Genomic DNA, 26,121 nt, shown 5'->3' on the forward strand with positions numbered 1-26,121 from the left:
TCCAACCCCCGAAAGGAAAGAAAATGACCAACAACAAACTCGCAGCATCCATCCTCGCGGTCTCGCTGCTCGCTTCGACCGCCGTCTTCGCGCAGGACGCGATGGTCAAAGGCGAAGTGAAGAAGGTCGACGAGACCGCAAAGAAGATTACGCTCAAGCACGGAGCGATCAAGAACCTCGGCATGGACGAGGACGGCATGACGATGGTCTTCAGGGTCCAGGACCCGGCCATGCTCAAGCAGGTCAAGGCTGGCGACAAGGTGCAGTTCACGGCCGAGCGCGGCAGCGACGGCATCGCCATCACCAAGATCCAGAAGAGCAAGTAGCCCGACTGATGCCCTCCGCCTCCGGCCGACGGCCGGCGGCAGGGGGCCGGTCGTCATAGCCGCGCAAGGGAGACCGCATGGAAGCAGCTCTAGGCCAGGAAGCAACCGCCCCGATGGGATCGTCGCTCGCGTACGATCGCGGCAACGGAAGGCTGAGCGGTGCCCGCTTGGCCCAGAAGCTCGCCGTGCTTGCCCTGCAGGCGGGATCCGCCGTCACGCAGCCTTTCGGTCACCGCGGATACCGGCTGGGCTGCAGGATCGTCGCGTCCGCGTTCGCCGCCCGCGACATCGTCGTCCGGCTGAATTCCGACGCTTTGTTCTCCGTACCTTTCGCGGACGGATATTGGAGTAGGCTTCTCAACCGTCGGTACGACTACGAAGAAGAGATCGAGGCGTTCCTAAAAGGCGCGTCCGACATCGACTACGTCTTCGTCGATTGCGGAGCCAACTTCGGCTACTGGTCCGTGATCGCATCCAGCGCACCTTTCGGATCTCATCATGCGCTGGCCATCGAGGCATCCTCCGCGAACGCGGCCCGTCTCGAACTGAACGCGCGGCTCAACGGAGATCGCTTCCGCTGCATTCACGCGGCGGTCGGCGGCACTTCCGGCGGTTACGTCCGCATCACGGGCGCCCGTCACGAGGCGTTCGGAACGGCGAGCATCGGCGCCCGTGAGGAAGGAGCGGTCCGGACAGTCTCACTCGACGCCCTTATGACCGAAGGCGCGATCGACATAACCCGCGCCGTCGTCGTGAAACTCGACGTGGAGGGCGTGGAGATCGAAGCCCTGCAGGGGGCTGAGAACCTTCTGGCGGGCGACGCGGTGTTCATCTGCGAGGAGCACGGAGCCGATCGCGAGCATCGGGTGTCCCGGCATCTGATGGGCGCAACCTCGCTTCGCCTGTACGTCTTCGATGTCGCGACATCCCGGTTCGTTCGCGTGCAGGATCTTTCCGTACTCGATCGCATCAAGCGGCACGCGTGGGTGGGCTACAACGTCTTCGCCACCGCGAGCGCGCTCTGGGCAGAGAGACTCGAACGCATCGGCGGAGGGCCGTCATGAACGGGCCTAGGCGAATCCTTGCCGTGCCGCGCTTCCGCAAGGAGCTACGCGCCGCGACACGCGCGGTGCGTCCGCCTCGTTCCGTCGTCGAACCCGCACCCGATCATTGGAGATATTGAGAGCCGGCCGGCCTTCGCTTCCGTCGATCCGCAAGCACGCGCGACACGCCGCGCGCGACGAATTCCTGCGTTCCGACGAAGCGGATTCAGCGGCGGAGTTTATCGATCGCGGCGCGGAACAACCATTTTCCGCTGCCGTTTCGGCAGGCGTCGTTTCAACAATGGAGAAATGTCATGACGAGAACCGAACGAACTACACTTCGTAATTGTGCCTCCGCCGCAGCCCTTCTATTCGCTCTGGCCGTGCCCGGCTTCGCGCGGGCCGAGGGAGCCGACAAGGAATACAAGGCGTCCATGGAGAAGATGGACGCGGCGATGATGAAGGGCATGGACCCCGACCCGACGAAGGCCTGGGCGAAGATGATGGTCGCGCACCATCAGGGCGCGATCGACATGTCGAAGACCGTTCTGAAGGAGACCAAGGACCCGATGATCCGTCAGATGGCCGAGAAGGGCATCAAGGATCAGGGCGACGAGCAGAAGATGCTCGAAGACTGGATCAGCAAGCACTGATCCGGAGCCGACCGAAGCCCCAACCCGCGAGGACGCCATGATCGCACTACCCTACGACTACTATCTGATCGCATGGTTTGTCCTCGCGGCCGGGTCGACGGCGTACGTCGCCTACGACCAGTTCAGCGGCAACCCAGAGCCGACCGTGATGAAATGGGGGTTCATCCTGGTCACGCTCTACATGGGCCCGTTCGGGCTGTTGCTCTACGTCCTCGCGGACAAGGAGCCGAGGCCGGGCGAGCACGAAGAATTCACGTCGCCGCTGTGGAAGCAGGGCGTCGGAAGCACCATCCACTGCGTCGCCGGCGACGCGACCGGCATCATTCTCGCGGCCGTCGTCACGGCATCGCTCGGGCTGCCGATGTGGATCGACCTGATCGTCGAGTATGTTGCCGGCTTCTTGTTCGGGCTGTTCATCTTCCAGTCGCTCTTCATGAAGAAGATGATGGGCGGGACCTACTGGGAGAACGTCCGTAAGAGCTTCATGCCCGAGTTCATCAGCATGAACGCGATGATGGCCGGCATGGCGCCGGCCATGAGCCTCCTGATGATGGGTCGCGACATGCGCGCGATGGATCCGCTCGAGCTCATCTTCTGGGGCGTGATGTCCCTCGGCGTGATGGTCGGCTTCACCACCGCATATCCCTTCAACGTCTGGATGGTGAAGAAGAAGATCAAGCACGGCCTGATGACGGTACGCGCCGGCGACGCGTCGAAAGCCCACGCGGACGATGCAGCGAAGCCTGCAATGGCGGGAATGGACCACGGTCAGATGAAGAAGGGCGGCGGACACGCGATGGGCGGCGATGCCACGCGTCCTCAGCTGGCCGCGCTCGCCGGCGTCACGGGATTTCTGCTGGTCTCCGGGATGGTCGTTCCGGGGTTTTCGGTGAATCTGGGACTGAGCGTCCGCGATGTCGACGGCGCCATCATGCCGCCCGGCATGATCAACACGTTCGATCTGCCCGGCGAGGCCATGAAGGACATGGCCGCGGTGAAGCCCAGACAGGTGACGTACACGGCTCCGCCGGACGCCAAGGGCGACCAGGTGCTGCAGCCCCGCATCGAGAATGGCATCAAGGTCTTCGACATCGAGGCTTCGATCATCCGCTGGAACATCCTGCCGAACGTCGCGGTCGAGGCCTACGCGTACAACCGCCAGGTGCCCGGACCGCGGCTCCAGCTTACCGAGGGCGAGCACGTCCGGATCAACTTCCACAACGCTCTGCCGGAAAGCACGACGGTGCATTGGCACGGTCTCATCGTGCCGAACGAAATGGACGGGCCGGCGAAGGTCACGCAGGATCCTGTCCCGCCGGGCGGTTCCTACACCTACGAATTCGACGTCGCCCAGAGCGGCACCTATTTTTACCACAGTCACGACCATCCGGACCGTCAGCAGGCGCTCGGTCTCTACGGGGCTCTGCTGATCTCGCCGAAGGATCCGTCGACGGAGTCCAAGGCCGACATCGACTACACGATCCAGCTTCAGGAATGGCTGAAACGGGAATGGCGGACGTATCCCGCCATGCTGATGGAAGGCGCGCTGCCGAACTACTTCACGATCAACGGCAAGGCGTATCCCTCCACCGACATCGTCCCGATGAAGGTCGGCCAGACCATCAAGATCCGCTTCATCGGCACAAACAACAACTTCGTGCATCCGATGCACGTCCACGGCGGCCCGTTTCAGGTCGTGGCCGTGGACGGAGTGACGCTGAACGACAGCGCCAAATACCAGGCGGACACCGTCAACGTCGGGCCGGGGCAGCGCTACGACGTCGTCTGGACCGCGCGAAAACCCGGCAAGTGGCTGGTCCACTGCCATATCCCCCACCACACGGCCAACAACAACGTCGAAGAGAAGGGCGGCGGAGGCCTCATGCTCGTTCTGGACGTCCACTGAAACCACACAGATATCCGCATCACCAAAAGGAAGACCGATGTTCAAGAAGACCTCTATCGTCGCCGTCACGCTGATCGCAGCATTCCTCACGACCGGCGTGGCCTACGCCCATCCGGAGCTCCAGTCCGCCGAGCCCGCAGCCGGGAAGGCGTCGCCTGCGCCGAAGCAGATCCGCGTCCTGTTCAACGAAAGCATTCTCCCGCAGTTCTCCGGCATCGAACTGAAGGATCAGTCCGGAAAGGCGATCTCGGTCGGCAAGGCGACCACCGATCCGACCAACAAGAAGCTGATGATCGTGCCCCTCAAGGATGAACTGGCGCCCGGCGACTACAAGGTCGAATGGCATGCGGTGTCCGACGACACCCACAAGGTGAAGGGCAGCTACTCCTTCGGCGTAGCGCGTTGATGATCGATCTCGGGCTCGTCGTTGCACGCTTTCTGCACTACGTGGCATCGACCACGCTGGCAGGGGCGGCGTTCTTTCCGCTCTACGCCTACGCAGGCGCCGAGCCCGAGACGCTCGTCCGCTGGAGGAGCAAGGTTCTGCGCTGGTCGGCATTCCTCGCTCTGATCAGCGGCCTCGCCTGGTTCGCCTTCTCCGTCGCCAACATGAGCGGCGCGCTGGCGGATCTCGCCGATCCCGAGATCGTCGGTTCGGTCCTCCGAGACACCGGCTTCGGCGTCGTCTGGACGGTGCGCATGATCGTCGCCGCGGCGCTCGTCGCGGTCACGATCCTGCAGTCGTCGTCGCGCGCCACGGTGGGACTGGATCTGGTGACATCCTTCCTCGCCGCCGGACTGCTCGCTTCACTCGCCGGTGCCGGGCACTCCCAGATCGAGGAAGGATGGCAGGGCCTGGTGCACGTGGCCGCCGACGCGGGCCACCTCCTTGCCGCCGGCGCGTGGCTCGGAGGGCTGGCGCCGCTCGGCTTCATCCTGCTCGGTTATGCCGGGACGAGGACGGGTCCCGGCGCCGTCGACGTCGACGGCGTCCTGATGCGCTTCTCGGGCATGGGTTACGCGGCCGTGGCGACACTCGTCGGAACCGGTCTGGTCAATAGCTGGCTCCTCGTCGGGTCGGTGTCCAGCCTGCTGCACAGCACCTATGGGCAGATTCTGATGGCGAAGCTTGCGTTCTTCGCGGGGATGCTGGCGCTCGCCGCGGCCAACCGGTTCTGGCTGGTGCCGGCCCTGGAAGCCTCCGGAAGGGGAGACACGGACGGGTCCGCCGTCTGGCGGAGCAAATTGCGGACTCACGTGCTGAGCGAACAAGGCCTGGGCCTGCTCGTCCTCTTGAGCGTGAGCATCCTCGGAACGATCAGGCCGGCGATCGGACAATGACCGGCGAGAGCGGCTGCCATCCCGGCGGTCGGCAAGAAGGAGGACCGCCATGAAGATGGACGCACACATGCAGGAATGCATCGACCGATGCCTGCGCTGCTACCAGACCTGTTTCGGCATGGCGATGAACCATTGCCTGGAGAGTGGCGGAAAGCACGTCGAACCGGCTCATTTCAGGCTCATGACGGCCTGCTCAGAGATCTGCCGGACCTCCGCCCATTTTATGCTGATGAATTCTCCGCATCACAAACACGTCTGCCGCGAATGCGCCGAGATCTGCACCGAATGCGCCGCAGACTGCGAACGCATCGGCGGCATGGAAGACTGCGTGAAGGCCTGCAGGGCCTGCGCCGAGAGTTGCCGCGCAATGGCGGCTTAGAGGAAGCGAAACGAGCAGTTCCGCTGGATCCTGTATCAACAGCAATCAAGGAAGCAATGATGATGAAAATGAGCTATGCGCGCTTCGGCGCAATGATCGCCGCCTCTACGGTCGTGATGTTCGGCCTGATGTACCTCAACACATATGCGATCGACCATGTGTTCTTCAGCCAGACGCGGATGTGGATGGCCTTCGTGATGGGAGCGGTGATGGCGGCGCTCATGCTCGCCTTCATGATGAAGATGTATCCGGACAAGCGATCCAATGCCGGGATTTTCGTCGGCAGCGCCCTCATCTTCGTGGTCGCGTTGTGGCTCGTTCGCAGCCAGCAGACGGTCGACGACGTCTCCTACATGAAGGCGATGATTCCGCACCATTCGATCGCCATCATGACCAGCGAGCGCGCCCACATCCGCGACCCGCGCGTGCGCAAGCTCGCGGACGGAATCATCGAAGCGCAGGTGAAGGAGATCGCTGAAATGAAGCAGCTTATCGCGGACCTCGGCCGGAGCGCGCCACCCGCCGGGGCGCCGGACCTCCCGGCTAGGCTGCCGCAGTGAGAAACACGCAAATGAACTCCGGAACCGGTTGGTACCGATGAAGAATGAAGCTCCGCCGACGCCTTCGCCGGGACGCGATCTGCGTCTCGACCTGTTCCGAGGTCTCGCGAACTGGGCGATCTTTCTCGATCACATTCCGAACAACGCCGTGGCGTGGCTGACGACGAGAAACTACGGATTCAGCGACGCCGCGGACATCTTCGTGTTCATTTCCGGATACACGGCGGCGTTCGTTTACGCGCGGCGGATGGCGCTGCAAGGTATTCTTGCCGGAACGGCGCTGCTCCTCCGCCGCGTCTGGCAACTTTACGTCGCGCACATCCTGCTGTTCGTATTCTACGCGGTGGCGATCGGCTACGTCGCGCAGCGCGGCCACTCCCATCTTCTGGACGAATTCAACGTCGCCGGACTGATCGAGCAGCCGGTCGCTACACTTTCTCAGGGGCTTCTGCTGAAGTTCAAGCCGCTGAATCTCGACGTGCTGCCGCTGTACATCGTGATCATGGCCGGCTTTCCGCCGCTGCTGATCCTCATGCGGCGAGCGCCGGACTTGGCATTGGGGGCTTCCGTCATCGTCTACTTGTCCGCTCGTTTCTACGACTGGAACTTCTCGGCGTACCCGTCCGGCGGCTGGTACTTCAATCCCTTCGCCTGGCAGCTTCTCTTCACGATGGGTGCATGGGCGGCGCTGGGCGGTCGGACGCGGGTGCAGACCCTCACACGATCGCGGACAGTCCTTGTTGCAAGCATCGTCTTCGTGGTCTTCGCTTTCGTCGTCACGATTGCCGTCCGGATCGGCACTACCAGTTTTCTGCCCGCGGATTTGATCGACGTGTTCGATCCGAACGACAAGACCAATCTGGCGCCGTACCGCGTCATCCATCTGCTGGCTCTTGCGGTCATCGTGGTGCGGCTTTTCCCTAAAGACTCGTCCGTTCTGCACTCTGCGTTGCTGAAGCCGGCGATCGTGTGCGGAAAGCGGTCGCTCGAGGTCTTTTGCGTCGGGATATTCCTTTCATTCATCGGCCACTTCATCCTCGAGATGTATTCGAACGCCCTCGTCACGCAGATCGCCTTGAGCACGATGGGCATCTCGTTGATGACCGCCATAGCGTTCTACCGGACGTGGTCACGGACGCTGGATGCGCCGTCGGCGATCACGATACGTCCCGCGGCCGATCGCCGGGCGCAGCAGGAAGCGGTCACATGAGACGTTGGGTCACGGGCATCGTCGCCATATCGATCGGTCTAGGTGGGGTGGCACTGTACTTCGGCGCCGGCGCCTACGACATGGGAGCCGATGCGCCGCACTGGGACGTCACCCGCAGGGTCATCGAGACGATCCGCGACCGCTCGATCGCCGCGCACTCGAGGAACATCGATCTGCCCGAGCTTCAGGACGAGCAGCGTGTGTCTAAGGGAGCGGGGCAGTATGCGGCCATGTGCGTGAACTGCCATTTGGCGCCGGGCATCAAGGACTCCGAGATCCGGCCGGGCCTCTACCCGCAGCCACCGAACCTGTCCGAACAGCGCATCGATCCGAAGCGGGCGTTCTGGGTTGTGAAGCACGGGCTGAAGATGAGCGGTATGCCGGCCTGGGGCGTCGGCCACGACGACGACACCATCTGGAGCATCGTCGCCTTCGTGACACGGCTTCCGGGCCTCTCGGCGGACCACTACAAGGAGATGGTGGCCAATGCTCCTCCGGACGAAGAGATGGGCGACATGAAAATGGACGGCGATAAGGATTCGCGAACCGACGGAAAGGGGGCCGCGGGAAATAGCGGCTCCAAGCCCGGTCATCCGCACTGACGGTCCGGTCGATGGCTGGATGCATGCATTCGCTTGTGGGAGAATGGGACGATGGCGCAGCGTCGACGCCGTCTCGACGACAAGAAGGACAGGGCGGGATGTTGTCTAGCGAGGCCTCCGGGCGACTGAGATACTCAATCGAGGCCTGGAGGGAAGATCCGGGCGCCACGTACCGGTCCTGGTTCCTTTGGGAGGAGCGGCTCAAGAACTTCCGGTCCATCCGCCGCGGCATCGAGCAGGTCGTGCGGCAGATCGAAGACGGCACGTTTGGCAACGTCTACAAGGGATCTTCCCTCGAAGTCGCGGTGAAGTCCGTCGCCGAGCAGCGTCAGATTTTCAAGGGTGCCGACCACGCGTTCCTCTGGAAGCCGAAGCTTCGGATACCCGACATCTACGAAGATGCCGGAAATCAGCTGGCCTTCGGGCGCTTCCTCGACACGTGCGCCTGCTGTTCGACCGAAGAACAGGTGCTCGCCGCCATCGTGGCGCTGGACGGCCGCAAGATCAAGGGCCTGGGTCCGGCAGCGGCGAACTTGCTGTATTTTCTGCATCCCACGATCGCAGCGCCGTTCAACACGACGATCGTGAAGGGATACAACGCCGTCACCGGATCCCGAGTGAAGCTGGGTAGCTGGCCCGACTACCTGGCGATGCGGGCCGGCGTGCTGCGGCTCAACGCCCAGCATCGCGACCTTCTTTCGAACGATCTGGGCGCGGTCGCGGGCTTCCTGTTCGACGTCGGCACGGGCCGTTATCCGGCCCCTCCGCTTGAAGGCGCCGACGGCATCTCAGCTTGGGAACGCGACCTCGCTGAGGTGCGCGAAAAGGCGGCCGCCCAAACGCCGGGCCGCGAGACGGAAACCGATCGGACCCATACCGACATGCAGAGTCTCCTGCGCGATATCGGTCTTGGATTGGGATACGACGTCTGGATCGCATCCAACGACCGCAACCGTGCTTATGGCGGAGGGCGGCTGTCGGACGGATGCGCCGGAGATCTCCGTCCGTTCGACGGATCGGCGGGGATCGATGCCGTAAGGCTCATTGACGTGCTCTGGCTGGACAAGAGGGATGGAGCGATCCACGCCGCATTCGAGGTCGAGCATACCACTTCGATCTACTCCGGAATCGTCAGAATGCTCGATCTCGCGCTCGGTCCTTGCGGCAACCTGCTCAAGGGCATCTTTCTGGTAGCGCCGGACGGCCGCGAAGCCGATGTCCGGGCGCAGATGGCCAGACCGGCCTTCGCCGCGGTCGTCGATCTCGACGTCCGATATCTCGCCTACGGCGAGCTCGAACGGCATCGGGAGTCGATCATCCGTTTCGGGGAGGGTCTGAAGGCGGTCAGGTCGGTTTCGAAGGCGCTCCCCTGAGCGTCCGGAGACGAACAGATTTACATGCAGAGGAAGCCATTTATGACGGAAGCCAAAGAGACCGACATGTCCAAGGTACCCGCCGTCACGCTGGGTTTCTGGGTGATCAAGATCGCGGCGACGACGTTGGGCGAGACCGCAGGCGACGCGGTCACGATGTCGATGAACCTGGGCTACGCGATAGGCAGCGCGATTTTCGTGGGGCTCTTCATCTTCGCCGTGGTCGCGCAGATCTCGGCACGGAAATTCCACCCGCTTCTGTACTGGGCGGTCATCGTCGCCACAACGACTGCGGGCACGACCCTCGCGGATTTCGCCGACCGCTCGTTGGAGATCGGCTACGCGGGCGGCGCATCCATTCTGTTCGTGCTCCTCATGGTGACGCTTGCCACGTGGTATTGGTCGGCCGGATCCGTGGCCGTCGACACGGTGGCGTCGCCCAGGATCGAGTCTTACTACTGGGCGGCGATCCTTTTCTCGCAGACATTAGGCACCGCGCTCGGCGATTGGATGGCCGACGACACGGGGCTGGGGTACGAAAAGGGAGCGCTGGTATTCGGTGCCGGCCTGGCGGCCGTCGCCGCGACGTATTTCTGGACGAACACCTCCCGAACTCTGCTATTTTGGAGCGCGTTCATCCTCACCAGGCCCCTGGGCGCCACGGTAGGCGACCTGCTCGACAAGCCGGTCGCGGACGGAGGCATGGCGTTCGGACGCTTCACAGCCTCAGCCGTTCTTCTAGTGTTCATGCTGGTCTGCATCGTCCTATTTCCGCAAAAGGCGGGTAGCCATCCAAGCGGTAGGACGTCGGAGTGAAGCCGTGAAGCACATCGTTGACGGCTTGCTCATCTCAACGGATCCAATCGGAAGCGACTCTGATCGTCGGTGAGACGCAATGCTGCGTACGTCGTGATCAGACCTGGCAATAACAGGACGCAGTCTTGATTTGAGTCAATCGGTTATAGGAAATTCCGGAATATACCTACTGCATCCAAACAAGGAGAATGTAGATGCTTACCGGAAAAATGATTGTAACGCTCATCGCACTGCAGTTCGTCACCGCCCCGCTGATGGCACAAGCCGCTTCGGACGATGCCAATGCTCATCACTACGAAGGCGGTCCTAAAACGGTCGTGCCGCACATGATGAAGCATCCGGTGTCACAGGACAAAGCTGCGCCGCAGGTTACCGCTCCGACCACTAACGGCCATCACTACAGCGGCGGCCCAAAAACAGAAAATCATCACATGGGCGACAAGAAATAGATGTCCACCCCGACCGCGTAAACGATTCCACGGGGCGAGCTCATGCGTTCCTCGCTATGGGCGCCCCAATGAACCGATTTGCTTTCGTCAGCGATTCGGGGATTCCGGCCGTACAGGGCTGCTTTATCGCAGCTCGCAACGATGTCGCTTTCGGGACGGTTGTTTGTGATTCAAGAGTCCGGAAGAAAGTCAGGTTATCGCTACAGTTTATGCGGCAACTCCGCTTTTGAACTAATCAGCAGATTTATGGGACCGGAGATCTGCCGCCGTGGGGTGGCGACTTCGTCGGAACCTTCTAGGGTTTCGAAGAAGTGAAGTGCGTCACATTCTCAGTACGACTTAAGAGATTGACTGGCGATGCTCTCGAAAACGGTCTGGTGCAGCTTCCGAAATCGCTCTGATTCTGCATAAAGGGCTACGGGAAACATGGTTATTCGCAAATATCCGGGTCGGAGTTAGGGTTCCGTCATGAATCGTCGCCTTATCCGTCTGACGCTCGCGGTCTTCGTAATCGTTGGGCTGACGTTGGCGCCGCTGGTAACGCCTGCGGCGGCGAACCGGGTGGCCGCTGCGGAAATGACCGACATGTCGGCCATGTCCGGGGACACTCCGTGTTGTTCGGTCGGACACCCGACCGACGACTGCAAGGATTGCCCGCTCATGGCGAGGTGCATGCTCACGGTCGCACAGGCGGAGCCGGCGTCCGACGCCGCCGTCCAGACTTCCTTCCAGGCTCGGCGGTTATCGTTCGCGCTCTACGACGTGGCGGCCGACGGCCTCGTCGGTGTCCCTCCGGACTATCCCCCTCGAATCTCGATCTGATCGGCGTCGACACGCCGTCTGCCACTGCGTCGGCCAGAGGCCGCGCGGATAAACGCATGCCGCCTTCGCGGTACATCAGGACATCGAGGATTTCACAATGAAGAGCTACAATTCCACGCGCGCCCTCCGGGCAGCGGCGATCGGCATTGCCGTGGCTGTTGCGGGTACGACGGCCCGAGCCGACGTCAAGGACTACGAATTCCAACTGGAAGAATAACCAGTGACATTGCTTTCTGCACGGGTTCCCTCCAATTTCTTTTTGAGTTTAATTTACTTCCACCGCCACAACGTGACCTGCCCGGGCTTTTTTGGACCAAGCTTTGTGAGAAACTGAACTTGGAAAGGAGCTTTGATGATGCCGAAGAAAAGGTTTAAGGCGGAGCAGATCGTGGTGCTCTTGCGCCAGATCGAAGTGTTGATGTCGCAGGGCAAAGCGGCGCCGGTTGCCTGTCGCGAAGCGGGCATTTCGCAGCAGAGTTACTATCGCTGGCGCAAAGAGTACGGCGGCCTCGAACTCTATCAGGCGAAGCGGATGAAGGACCTGGAGCGGGAGAACGTCCGCCTCAAACGCCTGGTCGCGGATCTGTCGCTTGAGAAACAGGTGCTCAAGGACGTTGCCTCGGGAAACTTGTAAGCCCCGAACGGCACCGGCAGGCAGTAGAGGGCATTCGAGGGAAGTATGGTCTCTCGGAGAGCCAGGCCTGCCGGATCGTCGGTCAACCGCGCGGGACCCAGCGCTACACCACGATCGTCCGGGCTGATGAGGATGCGCTGACGAGAGCGATTATCTCTCTGGCATCCCAATACGGACGATATGTAAGCGTACAACCTGACCCGCCTGCCACGACGGATGTTCTTGGCGCATAGTTGTTGCTGAAGTCCAGGATCGTGTCCACGAGCTGCCATCGTGGATACCATATCGAGACAAATTTCCTTTACCCTGTCGGCCCACGGGGCGACGAACAGTACGCGTATGCTTTGAGTGCACATCCACAATGTGCCGCTGGACACCCCCATCATCGCAGCGACAGGATCCACATCCTTGTGAATGCGACCAAGATCGCTCATGCTCTCGTGATACGCTTGAAAGGGTGACGAGCAATGAGCGAAACTAAGAACAGATCATGGCTGGACATTCCACGCGGAATTTGGGCGCTCGGGTTCGTCAGCATGTTCATGGACATCTCGTCAGAGATGATCCACGCGCTGTTCCCGCTCTATCTGGTCACCGTCCTTGGTGCTTCGATGGTGACAGTTGGCTTCATTGAAGGCATCGCCGAAGCGACGGCAATGATCACCAAAGTGTTCTCCGGCGCGATTTCGGACTGGCTCGGTCGCCGCAAGTTGCTTGTCGTCATCGGTTATGGCCTGGCAGCTTTTACGAAGCCAGTGTTCCCTTTGGCGTCAAGTATCGGGTGGTTTGTGGGCGCGCGGTTAGTTGACCGCATCGGCAAAGGTATCCGTGGTGCGCCGCGTGATGCCCTTATCGCCGACATCGCACCTGAACACATCCGCGGAGCAAGCTTTGGCCTTCGGCAGTCGCTCGATACGGTCGGCGCATTTGTCGGGCCACTACTGGTGATCGGCCTGATGCTTCTGACCATGAACAATTTCAAGCTGGTGTTCTGGATTGCTGTCATTCCCGCGTTCATTGCGTTCGCGCTTTTAGTGTACGGCGTCGAGGAACCGAAGAAGTCAACGACGGTCAAAGATACAAAACCTCGCATGCAACTGAGCGACGTCAAGCGCCTCACTGCGCCGTTCTGGGTGGTTGTTGGGATTGCCGCCATCTTCACGCTTGGGCGTTTTAGTGAAGCGTTCCTCATTTTGAAGGCGCAGAATGTCGGCATGCCGATTGCGATCGTACCAGCCATCATGGTCGTGATGAATGTCGTCTACGCCGTGGTGTCTTATCCGGCAGGCGTTCTTTCCGACCGAATCGGGAGGAATGGAATTATATTTGTGGGAATAGCGATGCTGGTCGTCGCCGACCTTATTCTCGCATTCGGGACAACGGTGCCCGTGGTACTGGTTGGCGTAGTGTTCTGGGGTTTGCATATGGGTCTTACCCAAGGCCTGCTTGCCACGCTCGTTGCCGACACGGCTCCACCAGACCTCCGTGGCACGGCCTTTGGTATGTTCAATCTAGCGAGCGGCGTCGCCATGCTGGCTGCCAGCGTAATTGCTGGAGGGCTTTGGGATGTTTACGGCCCACGCATGACGTTTTTCGCAGGCGCAGCTTTCACCGCAATTGCGTTAGTTGGCCTTTTGATTGTGTGGAGCCGGAAAACAGTCGTCGCAACGTGATAGTACGCGAGAAACAGGTGTCATGCTCATTGCGATAACGTTTCTATAACTAGTCTTTGTTTTGCAAAAGCTGGTCATGTCTCTTCGATAAGAACGCTTTTATTATTCTGAGTTTATTGCATGACATCTCGCCAGTTTCATCGCTGGGCAGGCTTAGCTGCTGCCCTGTTGTTCTTCTTCGTATCCACCACTGGGGTTGTGCTTCAATGCCAGAAAATTCTCGGTGAAGAAGATGTCAATAAGGAAGAGATGGAGCAAACTGCTTCATCGCAGAAATTGACGACGCCATTGGCTTCCACATTTGACGCTGCCCGTGCTACGATTGCAACACGTTATAGCGATGCCTTTGTGGCATCGGTCAACTGGCAGTTCAAAGGCGAGCCGCCCCTCATCGTCTTCCACCTCGATAGCCCAACCAATCGTAACCGTCCGGTCTAGGCGCTCTGACGTAATGGACGTTGAGTCTGTTACGCTGCCTTTGCAGCGTAACACCGGGGCAGCAGCTCGTCGAGCCTGGTAATCTTGTGGTCAGCGATGCGGCCAAGAATGTCCGTGAGCCAGGCCTGGGGATCGACACCGTTGAGTTTGGCGGTTTCGATCAAGGTGTAGGCAATGGCTGCGGCCTTGCCGCCGCCTTCGGTGCCCATGAAGAGGTAGTTCTTTCTGCCCAGGGCAATAGGGCGCATGGAGCGCTCGGCCGTGTTATTATCAATCTCCAGAAAACCGTGGTCGAGATAGGACCGCAGACGCTTGATCCGGGTCAGAGCATAGCGGATGGCCGCCGCCAGTGGCGTCTTGCCAGAGATTTTCGGCAATTGCTGGCTGAGCCATGCCTCAAGGTTATTAAGGATCGGCTTTGCTTTTTGCTGGCGGATTGATTGGCGGATATCGGGCGGTTGACCCCGCACCTCTTTCTCGACGGCATAAAGTCCGGCAATGCGTTTGATGGCCTCTTCGGCAATGACAGAACCTTGGGATTGATGGACATCGACAAACTTGCGGCGGATATGCGCCATGCAGGCGGCCTCCCTGATCCGGCCGCTGCGATAGAGTTCTTTAAACCCGGCATAGCCATCGGCATGCATCCAGCCCTTGTAAGTGCTGAGGTGACCCTGCGGACGTCCGGCCTTTCGGTCGCTGGAGAACTGATACCAGGCTGCCGCAGGGGACGGGCCCGCCCAGGGACGTTCATCGCGGGCATAGACCTAGAGGCGCGCAGTTTTTGTACCACCTGCGCCCGGGCTCAGCACTTTGACGGGTGTATCATCAGCGAAAATGGCGCAACCCTGCCGGACATGGCGGCCAATGGCATCCGCCAGAGGTTCAAGCAGGGCCGTTGCATGGCCAACCCAGCCGGTCAGGGTGGAGCGTTCCAGATCGATCCCGTCACGGCCAAAAATCTGGCTCTGGCGGTAAAGCGGCAAATGATCGTCGTATTTGCTGACCATAACATGGTCGAGCAAACCCGGACCGGGACGGCCCCGTTCAATCGGTCTTGATGGCAAAGGCGCTTACTGGATCTTCTCGCAACAGGCGCAGGCCATGCGCGGGCGGACAATGCGATTGACCACAAAGCGACCGGGAACATATTCAAGTTCTTCCGTGACATCTTCGCCAAGACGCTTCAACCTGCCGCCGCAGGCACGGCAAGCATCACCGGGAGAAAGCACAGTCTCGTTGCGCGGCAGATGTTCCGGCAGCGCCCTGCGCTTGGGCTGCTCTTTTGGCGTGTCTGACGAAGGATCATGGCTGACAGCTGTCTTCGCTGCGCGCGCAATCTCTTCATCTTCCAGGGTCAGTTCGAGCCGATCGAGGCTTTCGGAGGTTGATCCAAACTGGTGGCGGCGCAGACCGGCGAGTTGATGCTTCAACTTCTCGATGAGAATGTTCTGGCTGTGAAGTTCGGCTTTGACGCCCGCAATCTCTGCGTCTCTTTCGGCAAGCAGCGCGCGAAGGGCAGCAGTGTCAATCTGCTTGTTCTGTGAGCTGTTTGCAGGACTGAGCTTCATCATCAATTGTCTAGCAAATTATGCGATTCATGGGAATCCATGACGTGTATATTACCTCTGCTTTTTATTGACTTTATTGCGTCATCCAACCGTCAGTGGCTGCCACGTCCTCTGCGGTGTCCGCCAATCAATCCCCTCAAGCAACATTGCCAGTTGCGCCGCCGACATCGACACCTTCCCGCCTTTTGCAGACGGCCAAACAAACCGGCCGCGCTCCAGACGCTTGGAGAACAAGCATGCCCCCTGTTGATCCCACCAAATGATCTTCAAGAGATCACCACCTCGCCCCCGGAAGACGAACATGTGGCCGCAGAACGGATCTTCGGCCAGCGAACCCTGCACCTGCGCTGCCAATGTGTGGAATCCAGGCCGCATGTCCGTCGCGCCAGCAGCCAGCCAAACGCGCGTATTGCTGGGGACCGGGATCACGCCATCAGACCCTTGATCAGCCGTGCAAGCTCACTTCCATCGAACTCGCCATCAACCTTCAGCCGAAGGCCATCGGGCAAGATTATCTCAAATCGTCCAGCCCCGCCCGAACATGTCGTTGCCGGAGGTTCTGCCAACGACACTGTGTCGGCAGAGGCATTTGCCTCGATCTCGACCGACAAAAACGTCTGTGTATCCTCAACAACGTTGTCAGGTGCATAACGTGGATCGTTCAGCCATTTGAAAATCAGGTTCGCGCTCATCGCATACCGCCGTGCGACCTGCGCCACGAAAATCCCGGCTGTCTTGCTCTGACAGCAAATCGAACGCTTTTCTTCGTCGCTCCAATGCCGGTGCTTGCGAGGCCGGGCCATGAATGTAAAAGCCGGAGCAATACTGCCTCACTGAAGCGGCCGATTTGCTTGGCTGCGCCGGAGTAAAACTGCGGCAGTTAGAGTCCTTTGTCAGGAACGGCAGGGGACGGGGGATGAAGACAGTGGAGCTTTACGCGCGGGTCCGGCACGCCGTTCTGATCGAGGGGATCAGCGAGCGCGCTGCGGCAGACCGGTTCGGCATCAACGCCAGGACGGTCTCGAAGATGCTGAAGTTCTCGGTGCCGCCCGGGTACGTGCGCAGGAAGCCGCCGTTGCGGCCGAAGCTCGACGAGTTCAGCGGTGTTATTGATGCGATTCTGGCGACCGACAAGGACCGGCCGAAGAAGCAGCGGCATACCTCGAAGCGGATCTTCGAGCGGCTCCGCGACGAGCACGGGTTTACGGGCAAAATCACGATCGTGAAGGACTACGTTGCCGGCTGGCGCCAGCGGACGCAGGAAATGTTCGTGCCGCTTGCGCATCCGCCGGGGCATGCCCAGGCCGACTTCGGCGAAGCGATCGGCATCATCGGCGGCGTCGAGTGCAAGATCCACTTCTTCGCGATGGACTTGCCGCACTCCGACGCGATCTTCGTGGTGGGCTATCCGGCGGAGACGACGGAAGCGTTCTGCGACGGGCACGTGCGAGCATTCGCGTTCTTCGACGGCGTGCCGCAGTCGATCCTGTATGACAACACCAGGATCGCGGTTGCCCGCATTCTCGGCGATGGCAAGCGTCAGCGCACGCGCGTGTTCAGCGAGCTGCAATCGCATTACCTGTTCACGGATCGGTTTGGCCGCCCTGGCAAGGGTAACGACAAGGGCAAGGTCGAGGGGCTTGTGGGGTATGCGCGGCGGAACTTCCTGGTGCCGATCCCCGTGTTCGCTGACTTCGAGGCCTTGAACGGGCATCTTCTGGAGGGGTGCCGGAAGCGCCTTGCGGACCGGCTGCGCGGCCATGACGGCACGATCGGCGAGCGGCTGCAGCACGATCTCGCCGCGTTCCAGAAGCCGCTGCCGGCGCCCTACGACGCTTGCGACAAGAAGCCGGGCAGCGTCAACTCGCTCTCGCTGGTGCGCTATCGGCTGAATGACTACTCGGTGCCGACGGCCTATGGGCACCAGAAGGTTCTGGTCCGTGGCTACGTGCACGAGGTCATCATCGCCTGCGGAGCCGAGGTGATTGCGCGCCATCCCCGCTCCTACGCGCGCGAGGACTTCGTGTTCAATCCGCTGCACTACCTGGCGCTCATCGAGCAGAAAACCAATGCGCTCGACCAGGCAGCCCCGCTCGCCGATTGGAAGTTGCCCGAGGAGTTCGCGACGCTGCGGCGCCTGCTTGAGGCCCGTATGGGCAGGTCCGGCAAGCGCGAGTTTGTGCAGGTGCTGCGGCTGATCGAGGTGTTCAAGGTCGACGACGTGGCCGCCGCTGTGCGCGACGCAATCGCGCGCGGTGCGGTCGGCTTCGATGCCGTGAAGCATCTGGTGCTGTGCCGTATCGAGCGGCGTCCGCCACGCCTCGACATGACGATCTATCCGTATCTGCCCAAAGCGACGGTCGCGACAACATCGGCGCGGTCGTACATGGATCTGTTGGCCGGAGTGGCGACATGACCGACGCGCCGCAGATCCTGCTCGCCCACCATCTGAAGGCGTTGAAGCTGCCGACGTTCCTGCGAGAGTACGACAAGGTCGCCCGGCTGTGTGCGGCTGAAGGCGTCGACCATCCGCGTTACCTGATGCGGCTGGCCGAGATGGAGATGATTGATCGCGAGCGACGTATGGTGGAGCGCCGGATCAAGGCGGCGCGGTTCCCGACCGTTAAAAGCCTCGACAGCTTCGACTTCCTGGCGTTGCCATCGCTGAACAAGATGTTGGTGCTGGAACTGGCGCGCTCGGACTACGTCGAGCGGCGCGAAAACATCATTGCTGTCGGCAACAGCGGCACAGGCAAGAGCCACATCGCGCTCGGGCTTGGCTTGGCGGCCTGCCAGAAGGGTCTATCGGTTGGCTTCATCACGGCGTCGGCTCTGGTCCACGAACTGCTCGAAGCGCGCGACGAAAAACGGCTACTGCGTCTTCAGCGTCAGCTCGCCGGCTACAAGCTGCTGATCATCGACGAACTCGGCTATGTACCACTCTCTGTGACCGGGGCCGAGCTGCTGTTCGAGGTCTTCAGCCAGCGCTACGAGCGAGGCAGCACGTTGGTCACGAGCAATCTGCCGTTCGACGAGTGGACGTCCGTGTTCGGCTCCGAGCGGCTCACCGGCGCGCTCCTCGACCGCCTCACGCATCACGTCCATATCCTCGAAATGAACGGCGATAGCTTCAGGCTCGCTGACTCCAGGCGCCGGTCACGCCGAGCGCGGTCAGAACCGCCGGCGGACGCGGCCTCTCAGGAATGAAACGCGACAAGCAAGAAGGCTCCCGATCGGGGGCCTTCTTGCTTGCGTCCGTGCTGCACTTTTACTCCGGCCAGCCGCTGTAAAATCTCTCCGGCGTTGACACATGAAAGAGTGTTCCTGAGTATTCACTACCAAAGGTGGACACTACGCAATCTCTCCCCCTCGCGGCAGGTCGGCCAGACCGGACGCTTACGACGATATGGCTATCGCCGGATCACATCGCTGCTGGTCACTGCCGGCTGGCAGGTTGGCTGCGACCGGGTTCAGCGGATCTGGCGCCGTGAGGGGCTGAAAGTACCCAGGAGACAGAGGCAACGGGACCGCCTGTGGCTTAACGACGGATCTTGCATCCGCCTGAGGCCGCAGCGTCGCAACCATGTCTGGAGCTACGACTTCGTCGAGGCGCAAACCCACGACGGGCGAAAGCTCCGGCTGATGACCTTAATCGACGAGTTCACCCGGGAATGCCTGGCGATCCGGGTAGCTCGTCGCATCAACAGCTTTGGCGTTATTGAGACGATGGCCATCGTGATGCTAACCAGGGGAGTGCCCGAGCACATCAGATCCGACAACGGCGCGGAGATGACGGCCAAGATCGTGCGTAGCTGGCTTGCAAAGCTCGGGGCGAAAACACTTTACATCGAGCCAGGCAGTCCATGGGAGAACGGCTACTGCGAGTCCTTCAACGGGAAGCTGCGTGATGAGTGCCTGAACGGTGAAATCTTCTACAGCCTGAAGGAAGCCACGGTTGTCATCGAGCAATGGCGCAATCACTACAACACGGTCCGACCGCACTCCTCACTGAACTACCGACCACCTGCACCACAGACATCAGCACCTAACACCTACCATCTAGATCGGAGCGTCCCAATGCAGTAGTCTCTATCCTGCTGGTCCAAAATATCCGTCAGGTCAAACGATTGCGGCGCATTCTCACTATTAATCTCAAGATTGAGCATCCCCTCGTCAAGTCTTTTAAGATTGCCATTACTAGGAAATAACCCAACGCGCACACGAGCGCGTTGCTTTCAGTTTGCCAGCCATTGTAGCGCTACGCGTTCTAGATGGAGTGTTTTATCAGGCTGCGCGCTTTGGACCGGGTGTCTCTCTTCAATCACGCGCCGCTCTCCAAAAGGAGATTTAGGCGTCTTATAAATAGAGGAATGTCATGTCACTCTGAAAACCGATGTCGCTCCGTTCAGTGCGACACCTGCCGATGGCGATACGCTGGCCAGATCACGCGCCGTATTCTGCCAGAAGCTCGGAAGTTTTTTACCGCTGAGATCGACATCTGCGATGCAAGCTTCCGCTCATGGGCGTCCCGCGTCCGGAACGTGGTCGAGTATCAACGCGCACAGCTGATGTGGTGGAACGAAGTGAGCCTTACCGTGTGGCTGGGTCACGACAATCGAGCGCGAGGCATCCTAGTGCTCGGGTGTGTTCAAGAGGCAGAGCTTGTCGAGGCGTTCAAACGCTGGCCAACGACGCTGAGACCCATTGCGCCTGACACTCTTCGCGAGGAGGTGTATCGCGTTCTGCACGCGGACAGGATTGCGGTGGTTCCGAATGGGCGGCGGTATCAATCCATCAGCTTGAGCATCGGACCACGGAGGCTGCAAGCTTTGGGTCCTGTCAAGCATTGCGAGCCGATGGAGCCAGCAATCGAGATTGCCGCTATGCCGTGCATCTTCTAAGTGGCCAAATCGCAGCAGATTTAGGCCCCTTCGGGGGCGCGATGAGGCCACAGTACCTTCTCGAAGCTCTCCCTATCCTCATCTGACGCAAACAGGACAGCAGCTATCTCAACATTTTTGAACTCACAACCACATGATCCTATCCACGCCGCTACATCGGGTGAGCGCTCAACGTACATAAAGAAGAGATCGTCGTTTTTCGTGGGCCAACGCTTAGCGTCAAACCTACACATCAGGAATACCGCGCTGCTCAGATCCTCCAAGAGGTAGCCCTGGAACCGGCTAGGCTCAATGTTGGTTTGGATAAGGTCCAGATTGATCTGCTCGGCTACCTCAAGGGCGTCAGCAGTAGTTATCGGGTAAAGACAGTAGGAAGGTTGCATCCAGTATTTATAATGCAGCACGGTTTTGGGATAGCATCCGACGCGAAATCAGGTTTTTTGGAGAGCGGAACAGCTTGCGTAGTCTTTCTAGAACTTCGCAGCGCTAATCGCCTTCTAAACGCCCGCTGGTGAACGGCTTCATAAGCCTCTCACGCTCGTCGCTGAAAGTTCGTTACGTGACGTAACCGTTCGCGAAGAGCTACCTACTGATAAAACTAGCAGCGTCAGTGGCGTGCCGATGGCACTTCAGACGACGCGATACGGCCAAGCTATGTAAGGTAGTGCATCGTGACTGCATCAGACATTGCGGCGTGCTAACGCTCAATCGACCCTCATCGGCAACGTCGGAACAGTCCCCGATCCATATTGGCGCTCCAGCATCTCCTTAGCCTTTTGAGCGCTATCAGCTTGGATGGTCACCTTCTGCATACCTGAATTCAGCTTCACCGTGGCGGTATAGGTATTCATGCGTCCGCATCCCCATTTGAATTCTAGCGCTGCGACCAAGCTTGTTTCGGGAGAAAGTCGTGTAACCGACCCAAAGCCCAATTTGGAAAATCACCGTCTTTTTTAAGGTTCTCAATATCACTCGAATGGCGGCGGCGAACATTGCCCAGAACGCGAGCCCAACTACCGAAAACATGATTGCAGGCATGCTTCCATTTGAATCGGTTCGCGATCACCTGGACAGACCTCGCATTCGGAACAGGTGATCAAACGCTGCCTCCTTCCGCTTAAACATCGTTTCAGCCCCAAGCTTCTCGTTCTCCGGCTTGGTGTCGGGGTGGTACGCCTTCCGGAAGGCAGTCCGGGCTGCCCTGACGAGGAAGTCGGGTGCTGATTGATGCAGCCCAACAGTCGCGTGATCAGGATCGGCGGCGGCTTTCGCCCACATGCTCTTTAGGTCCACCAAATCTGCTGGCGAGACCCCTGCGCGCTCAGCCAACGTGGTCGCGGTTGTAGCGCGTCAATCTGGATGGGAAGCGCGACAATCAGGATGGCAATTTAGCGGTCGCGGCGTGGGGATGATTGTCGCGGCCTGACGATAACGCAAGCGATAATCGCGTGCTGTAGAGTTGATTGTCGTGGAGCGACAATCAGGATGACGCTTTGATTGTCGCGCGCGTTGGCGGTCGTCCGGCTCCACGAGCCTTGTCGAGAGCCTCTTTCCGGCGATAGCTGTCGACATTCATTTCGAGGATCGTGGCGTGATGGACGAGGCGGTCGATCGCCGCGAGGGTCATAGCTTGATCCGGGAAGATTTTTCCCCATTCACCGAATGGCTGATTGGCGGTGATCAGCATCGAGCGGCGTTCGTAGCGAGCGCTGATCAACTCGAACAGAACGCTGGTCTCCGCTTGATCCTTGGTCACATAGGCCAGATCGTCGAGGATCAGCAGGTGATATTTGTCGAGTTTGGCGATCGCCGCTTCAAGCGTGAGATCGCGGCGCGCGATCTGGAGCTTTTGCACGAGATCGGTGGTTCTGGTGAACAACACGCGCCAACCGTTTTCGATCAGGGACATGCCGAGCGCCGCTGCCAGATGCGATTTGCCGCCGCCAGGGGGACCAAAACACAACAGATTGGCGCCCTTGTCGAGCCAGGCGTCACCGGCGGCGAGAGCCTGCACCTGCGCCTTTGAGATCATCGGCACGGCATCGAAGTCGAATGCAGCGAGGGTCTTGCCCGGCGGCAGGCGGGCTTCATCCAGATGACGCTCGAAGCGACGACGGTTTCGCTCCACCATCTCCTGTTCAGCCAGGGCCGCCAGGAAGCGGGCGGCGGGCCAGCCTTCCTTATCGGCGGTTTCCGCCAGGGCGGCCCAGATCAGCTTGATGCCGGGCAGACGCAGTTCGCTGAGCAGCAATTCGACACGGGCGGCGTCGATCTTGACGGTCGCGTTCATGCGGCTTCTCCCACAGCCGCGGCAATCTGGTCGTAGATAGCGAGCGAGGGCAGCGTGACGACGACGACCGGTAGTGCCATGCCCTTCGGTCGGAAGCGTTCGATCAGCGCCTTGAGATCCGGCAGGATGCCGTCGTCGAGCGTGGCTTGCAGCACGGCACCGAGCTCCGCCTCGCAGGCCCGTTCATGTGCGAGCGCCAGAAGCCCGACCATGGCACGGCAGGCTGGTCTTTCGCCAATGCCGGCGAGCAAGGCGTCGAACGCACGGGCGTAGACGCGGCGGGGGAACAACTGGTCGCGATAGACCAGATTGAGCAGCGCCATCGGTTTGCGGCGCAGCGAATGGATGACATGGCGATAGTCGATGACGTGGCCGTGTTTGCCGTTGGGCTGGGTTCGCCCGCGTCGCAAGGTGATGATGTGCGTGGCGCCCTGGAAGCATTCGAGCCGGTCGTCATAAAGACGTACGCGCAGCCGGTGACCGATCAGGCGGGATGGGACCGAGTAAAACACCTTGCGCAACGTGAAGGCGCTGGAGGTCGTGACGTCGACGTTGACCTCCTCATAATCGGCGGTCTTGCGCACCGGCAGTTTCTTCAGCGCCGTCCGCTCCTGATCGATACGCTTGGCATTGCGCGCGTTGCCGCGGCCAACGATCTCGTCGACAAAACCCCGCCAGGCCGCAAGATCGTCGAAGTCGCGTGAGGCACGCAGCAGCAGGGCATCGGCCAGCGCTCTCTTGAGATGGCCATGCGCACTTTCGATCGAGCCGTTCTCATGCGATACGCCGGGATTGTTGCGGGTCGGCGTCATGCCGTAATGGCCGCAGAACGCCTCATAGCGCGTCGTCAAATCCTCCTTGGCATCGGCTCCGAGATTGCGGAACGCGGCCGACAGGCTGTCGCTGCGGTGCTGCTCCGGAACCCCGCCCAGCGACCACAGCGCGTTCTGCAAGCCTTCCGCCAGCGCGACAAAGCTTTCGCCACCGAGCACGACGTGGGCGTGTTCGAAGCCGGAGAAAGGCAGCCGGAAGTGATAGAGCCGGCAGTCCAGCAACTGGCCCGCAATGGTGACGCCGAGATCGGCGACCTCGGTGAAGTCCGACAACCCCATGCGACCCGGCGGATGTTCCTGACGGAAGATCACCTCCCGATCCGGCCCGTTCACCGCCCGCCATGCCCGAATGCGCCGCTCGAGCGTCCGCCGCGTTCCAGAACCCAGTTCCGGATGCCGCCGGCATAGTTCCTCGAACACGGCGATCGGCCGCAATCCGGGGGCGGCCCTCAGTATCGGCAGAACTTCGTTCTCCCAAACGTCGATGAACGGATCGGCTCGACGGCGTGCGCGGCGCGCCTTCTTCTGGGTCGGAAGTCGGGGATCCTTCTCGTATCGGTAGGCGGCGGAGGTGCTGAAACCAGCCTTTGCAGCGGCGACGGCTGGCGAATGGTTGCGACGCAAGCTCATGAAAAGCCTCATTTGTTGATCGGTGACATGCCGGCCGGCCAAAGAATTGGTCCTCTCAAAGGAGAACCCGATGCTTTACCAGCCGCCGTTACCGCCAATGAGGCCCCTTCGGGCCGACACGCCGCTGCTGGGGTGCCTCCGGTCGGGCTACGCCCTCCCTTCGTCACCCCAGCAGCGGCGCATTCTCATCCTGATTGTCGCGGGATTCTCATCCTGATTGTCGCGCTACATCGCGGTAGCGTTCAAGATGGCAAACTCGCGTCCTATCGCGCTCATGATCCGCTCGAACTCGTCTGCCCGTGCCCTTTGCTTGTCCAAAGCAACGCTTAGCCGAGCGATAGCCGAGGCAGCGATCTCCGCTTCAGCTTCGCTCTTGCGAATGACGCGGGCAAGCTCTTGCTCTATTGCATCGCGTCGGCACTCGGCCTCCCTGAGCCGTTCTACAAGGCTCTGCTGAGGCAGGGAGAGGGCCGATGGCTGAGCCAAACTTGAACCCCGGGGCATTGGGGGGATGCTCAGGCGGCCTCCTGCCTGGCTTGGAGCCGGTGTCGGGCTCGTCCTGGGGTCGGCCAACCGCTCAGGAGATCGAAGGCGTTGAAAAATTCGGCCAGCGGCTCCAGATCAGCTTGCGGGACCGCCGCCGCGAGCGAGACCACACCAGCGGCCTCCAGCTTCCGGCGCATCTCACCCGCAATGCGCTCATCCGGACGCTCGTTGCCGGGACCCCACATGTCGAACAAAACCCATCGGCCGTCAGAGGTACGTCGCAATTCAGCGACAGCACCCGGCGAGACAACGTAACAGTCTCGGCCGGTTGCCACATGAAGTACCCGTTCGCGAAGACAGTTTCGTAGCTGCATCGACGCCGCTCGAAGGTCGGCCACGCCTAGTACGATGAGGTCGGGATCAGTCAGAGCCGGTGGTGCTGCGAGCGGCCGGTCAAGCCTCCGGAGCCAGGATGCCGCCCAGGTTGACAGCCCAATAACTTGGGGCAACACAGAAACCGACCGCCGCAGTTCCGTAGTGGTGGCGGTCGAGACGGTCGCTCGGATCAGGCGGACCGCCGCGTTCGCCTGCTCAGCGTCGTCCAGGTCAGTCACACGCTCAAATACCCGCTGATGGAGGAGCGCCGAATCGAGAGCGAGAGCGATCTCCAGCCGCTCCTCTGTTAGCTTGCCCGGATAATGCCGGATGAGGTCGGCTCGCTCGCGTTCCTCAGGCTCAGCGAAAAGGCGGAAGAGGTCCCGATAAAGCCCGAGCCGACTGAAAGGGTCGGGTCCAACTCGCTTCAGCGTCCCGAGCAAGGCATCAGGAACGCTGTTGTAGATTGCCCTGAGGACTTGAGCAGGCTTCAGAAGAACCAACGACCGGGCCGATTGGGCGAGCGGATCGCGGCACTGGACGCCAGACACCGCTCCGAGAGCCTCTGCAAGGGTCCGAGCGTTGTGCGCCATCTCTGCCACGGCTGCAAACACGGATTGCCGCTTCAGTTCGGATGCCGTCAAGACGTGGCTGTGAAAGTGGGGGGACGCCGTGTCAAGATGATGGACCATTCGGAGCGGCCATCCGGATACAGAACGACGCTGAAGGGCGGTGAACGTGCCAAGCGTATGAGTTTTCATGCTAGGGATTCTCTCATGAAACCCAGATTACGCAAGCGTTTGGCAAAAT

The 26,121-nt window shown here is 60.5% G+C and carries 24 protein-coding genes and 3 pseudogenes; 20 read left to right on the top strand and 7 right to left on the bottom strand.

Annotated elements, in window-relative coordinates; genetic code table 11:
• Positions 1-23 precede the first annotated feature (23 nt).
• From FNL56_RS05945 to FNL56_RS06025, 17 genes and pseudogenes are all read left to right on the top strand, one after another.
• The gene (locus tag FNL56_RS05945; protein ID WP_143571948.1) at positions 24-326 is read left to right on the top strand and encodes a copper-binding protein; all 303 of its coding nucleotides are present in this window, start codon (positions 24-26) and stop codon (positions 324-326) included.
• 77 nt (positions 327-403) lie between these two features.
• Complete coding sequence (locus FNL56_RS05950) at positions 404-1,390, top strand: FkbM family methyltransferase (protein WP_143571949.1); 987 nt, start codon at positions 404-406, stop codon at positions 1,388-1,390.
• Between the two features lie 293 nt (positions 1,391-1,683).
• Positions 1,684-2,022: a DUF305 domain-containing protein gene (locus tag FNL56_RS05955; RefSeq protein WP_143571950.1), complete on the top strand. Its 339-nt coding sequence runs from the start codon at positions 1,684-1,686 to the stop codon at positions 2,020-2,022.
• A gap of 37 nt (positions 2,023-2,059) precedes the next feature.
• On the top strand, positions 2,060-3,928 hold the full coding sequence (locus tag FNL56_RS05960; protein ID WP_143571951.1) for a DUF4396 domain-containing protein: 1,869 nt from the start codon (positions 2,060-2,062) through the stop codon (positions 3,926-3,928).
• A 37-nt stretch (positions 3,929-3,965) separates the two neighbouring features.
• A complete protein-coding gene (gene copC / locus FNL56_RS05965; protein WP_143571952.1) occupies positions 3,966-4,334 on the top strand; it encodes a copper homeostasis periplasmic binding protein CopC in 369 nt (122 codons plus the stop codon).
• Positions 4,334-5,269 carry a copper homeostasis membrane protein CopD gene (gene copD / locus FNL56_RS05970; protein ID WP_143576042.1) on the top strand — a complete coding sequence of 312 codons (936 nt, stop codon included), beginning with the start codon at positions 4,334-4,336 and terminating at the stop codon, positions 5,267-5,269. Before copC ends, copD begins: the two co-directional genes overlap by 1 nt.
• Positions 5,270-5,318: 49 nt before the next feature.
• Positions 5,319-5,648 (top strand): four-helix bundle copper-binding protein, encoded by a 330-nt coding sequence (locus FNL56_RS05975; RefSeq protein ID WP_168202865.1) that lies wholly within the window; start codon positions 5,319-5,321, stop codon positions 5,646-5,648.
• 68 nt (positions 5,649-5,716) lie between these two features.
• Entirely contained in the window at positions 5,717-6,208 is a 492-nt protein-coding gene (locus tag FNL56_RS05980) for a DUF305 domain-containing protein (RefSeq protein ID WP_143576044.1), read from the top strand.
• Between the two features lie 37 nt (positions 6,209-6,245).
• Positions 6,246-7,418 (top strand): OpgC domain-containing protein, encoded by a 1,173-nt coding sequence (locus FNL56_RS05985; protein ID WP_143578813.1) that lies wholly within the window; start codon positions 6,246-6,248, stop codon positions 7,416-7,418.
• On the top strand, positions 7,415-8,020 hold the full coding sequence (locus FNL56_RS05990) for a c-type cytochrome (RefSeq protein ID WP_143571954.1): 606 nt from the start codon (positions 7,415-7,417) through the stop codon (positions 8,018-8,020). Before FNL56_RS05985 ends, FNL56_RS05990 begins: the two co-directional genes overlap by 4 nt.
• Before the next feature lie 98 nt (positions 8,021-8,118).
• Positions 8,119-9,393, top strand: a complete 1,275-nt coding sequence (locus FNL56_RS05995; RefSeq protein ID WP_143581831.1) for a type II restriction endonuclease — start codon at positions 8,119-8,121, stop codon at positions 9,391-9,393.
• Between the two features lie 42 nt (positions 9,394-9,435).
• Positions 9,436-10,209: a COG4705 family protein gene (locus FNL56_RS06000; protein ID WP_143571956.1), complete on the top strand. Its 774-nt coding sequence runs from the start codon at positions 9,436-9,438 to the stop codon at positions 10,207-10,209.
• A 194-nt stretch (positions 10,210-10,403) separates the two neighbouring features.
• A complete protein-coding gene (locus FNL56_RS06005) occupies positions 10,404-10,658 on the top strand; it encodes a hypothetical protein (protein ID WP_246660874.1) in 255 nt (84 codons plus the stop codon).
• 468 nt (positions 10,659-11,126) lie between these two features.
• Positions 11,127-11,480, top strand: coding sequence for a hypothetical protein (locus FNL56_RS06010; protein ID WP_143578815.1), 354 nt, complete (start codon positions 11,127-11,129; stop codon positions 11,478-11,480).
• A 352-nt stretch (positions 11,481-11,832) separates the two neighbouring features.
• Positions 11,833-12,296: pseudogene (locus tag FNL56_RS06015) on the top strand (transposase); the annotation flags it as partial.
• Positions 12,297-12,581: 285 nt separating this feature from the next.
• Positions 12,582-13,787 (top strand): MFS transporter, encoded by a 1,206-nt coding sequence (locus FNL56_RS06020; protein WP_143571958.1) that lies wholly within the window; start codon positions 12,582-12,584, stop codon positions 13,785-13,787.
• A gap of 120 nt (positions 13,788-13,907) precedes the next feature.
• Positions 13,908-14,225, top strand: a complete 318-nt coding sequence (locus FNL56_RS06025; RefSeq protein ID WP_143571959.1) for a hypothetical protein — start codon at positions 13,908-13,910, stop codon at positions 14,223-14,225.
• A gap of 29 nt (positions 14,226-14,254) precedes the next feature.
• On the opposite strand, the pseudogene tnpC reads toward FNL56_RS06025, so the two are convergent.
• The 3 genes and pseudogenes from tnpC to tnpA form a co-directional block, all read right to left on the bottom strand.
• Positions 14,255-15,796: pseudogene (gene tnpC / locus FNL56_RS06030) on the bottom strand (IS66 family transposase).
• Positions 15,797-15,877: 81 nt separating this feature from the next.
• Positions 15,878-16,225: an IS66 family insertion sequence element accessory protein TnpB gene (gene tnpB, locus FNL56_RS06035; RefSeq protein WP_143571960.1), complete on the bottom strand. Its 348-nt coding sequence runs from the start codon at positions 16,223-16,225 to the stop codon at positions 15,878-15,880.
• Positions 16,222-16,599 (bottom strand): IS66-like element accessory protein TnpA, encoded by a 378-nt coding sequence (gene tnpA / locus FNL56_RS06040; RefSeq protein WP_143571961.1) that lies wholly within the window; start codon positions 16,597-16,599, stop codon positions 16,222-16,224. The genes tnpB and tnpA overlap by 4 nt, the downstream gene beginning before the upstream one ends.
• A gap of 113 nt (positions 16,600-16,712) precedes the next feature.
• On the opposite strand from tnpA, the gene istA (FNL56_RS06045) reads away from it, so the two are divergent.
• From istA (FNL56_RS06045) to FNL56_RS06055, 3 genes and pseudogenes are all read left to right on the top strand, one after another.
• The gene (istA, locus tag FNL56_RS06045; RefSeq protein WP_143581832.1) at positions 16,713-18,212 is read left to right on the top strand and encodes an IS21 family transposase; all 1,500 of its coding nucleotides are present in this window, start codon (positions 16,713-16,715) and stop codon (positions 18,210-18,212) included.
• Positions 18,209-19,003, top strand: coding sequence for an IS21-like element helper ATPase IstB (gene istB / locus FNL56_RS06050; protein ID WP_143581833.1), 795 nt, complete (start codon positions 18,209-18,211; stop codon positions 19,001-19,003). Before istA (FNL56_RS06045) ends, istB (FNL56_RS06050) begins: the two co-directional genes overlap by 4 nt.
• Before the next feature lie 195 nt (positions 19,004-19,198).
• Positions 19,199-19,882, top strand: a pseudogene (locus FNL56_RS06055) (IS3 family transposase); the annotation flags it as partial.
• Positions 19,883-21,401: 1,519 nt separating this feature from the next.
• Here the strand turns inward: FNL56_RS06055 and FNL56_RS27585 are convergent.
• From FNL56_RS27585 to FNL56_RS28965, 4 genes are all read right to left on the bottom strand, one after another.
• Positions 21,402-21,548, bottom strand: coding sequence for a hypothetical protein (locus tag FNL56_RS27585; RefSeq protein WP_168202866.1), 147 nt, complete (start codon positions 21,546-21,548; stop codon positions 21,402-21,404).
• Between the two features lie 629 nt (positions 21,549-22,177).
• Positions 22,178-22,987: an IS21-like element helper ATPase IstB gene (gene istB / locus FNL56_RS06060; protein ID WP_143581819.1), complete on the bottom strand. Its 810-nt coding sequence runs from the start codon at positions 22,985-22,987 to the stop codon at positions 22,178-22,180.
• Positions 22,984-24,492, bottom strand: a complete 1,509-nt coding sequence (istA, locus tag FNL56_RS06065) for an IS21 family transposase (protein WP_143581760.1) — start codon at positions 24,490-24,492, stop codon at positions 22,984-22,986. The genes istB (FNL56_RS06060) and istA (FNL56_RS06065) overlap by 4 nt, the downstream gene beginning before the upstream one ends.
• Before the next feature lie 473 nt (positions 24,493-24,965).
• On the bottom strand, positions 24,966-26,072 hold the full coding sequence (locus tag FNL56_RS28965) for a hypothetical protein (RefSeq protein ID WP_246661625.1): 1,107 nt from the start codon (positions 26,070-26,072) through the stop codon (positions 24,966-24,968).
• Positions 26,073-26,121: the final 49 nt, after the last annotated feature.

This window comes from Tardiphaga sp. vice304, assembly GCF_007018905.1.
In the GTDB taxonomy this organism is placed as follows: domain Bacteria; phylum Pseudomonadota; class Alphaproteobacteria; order Rhizobiales; family Xanthobacteraceae; genus Tardiphaga.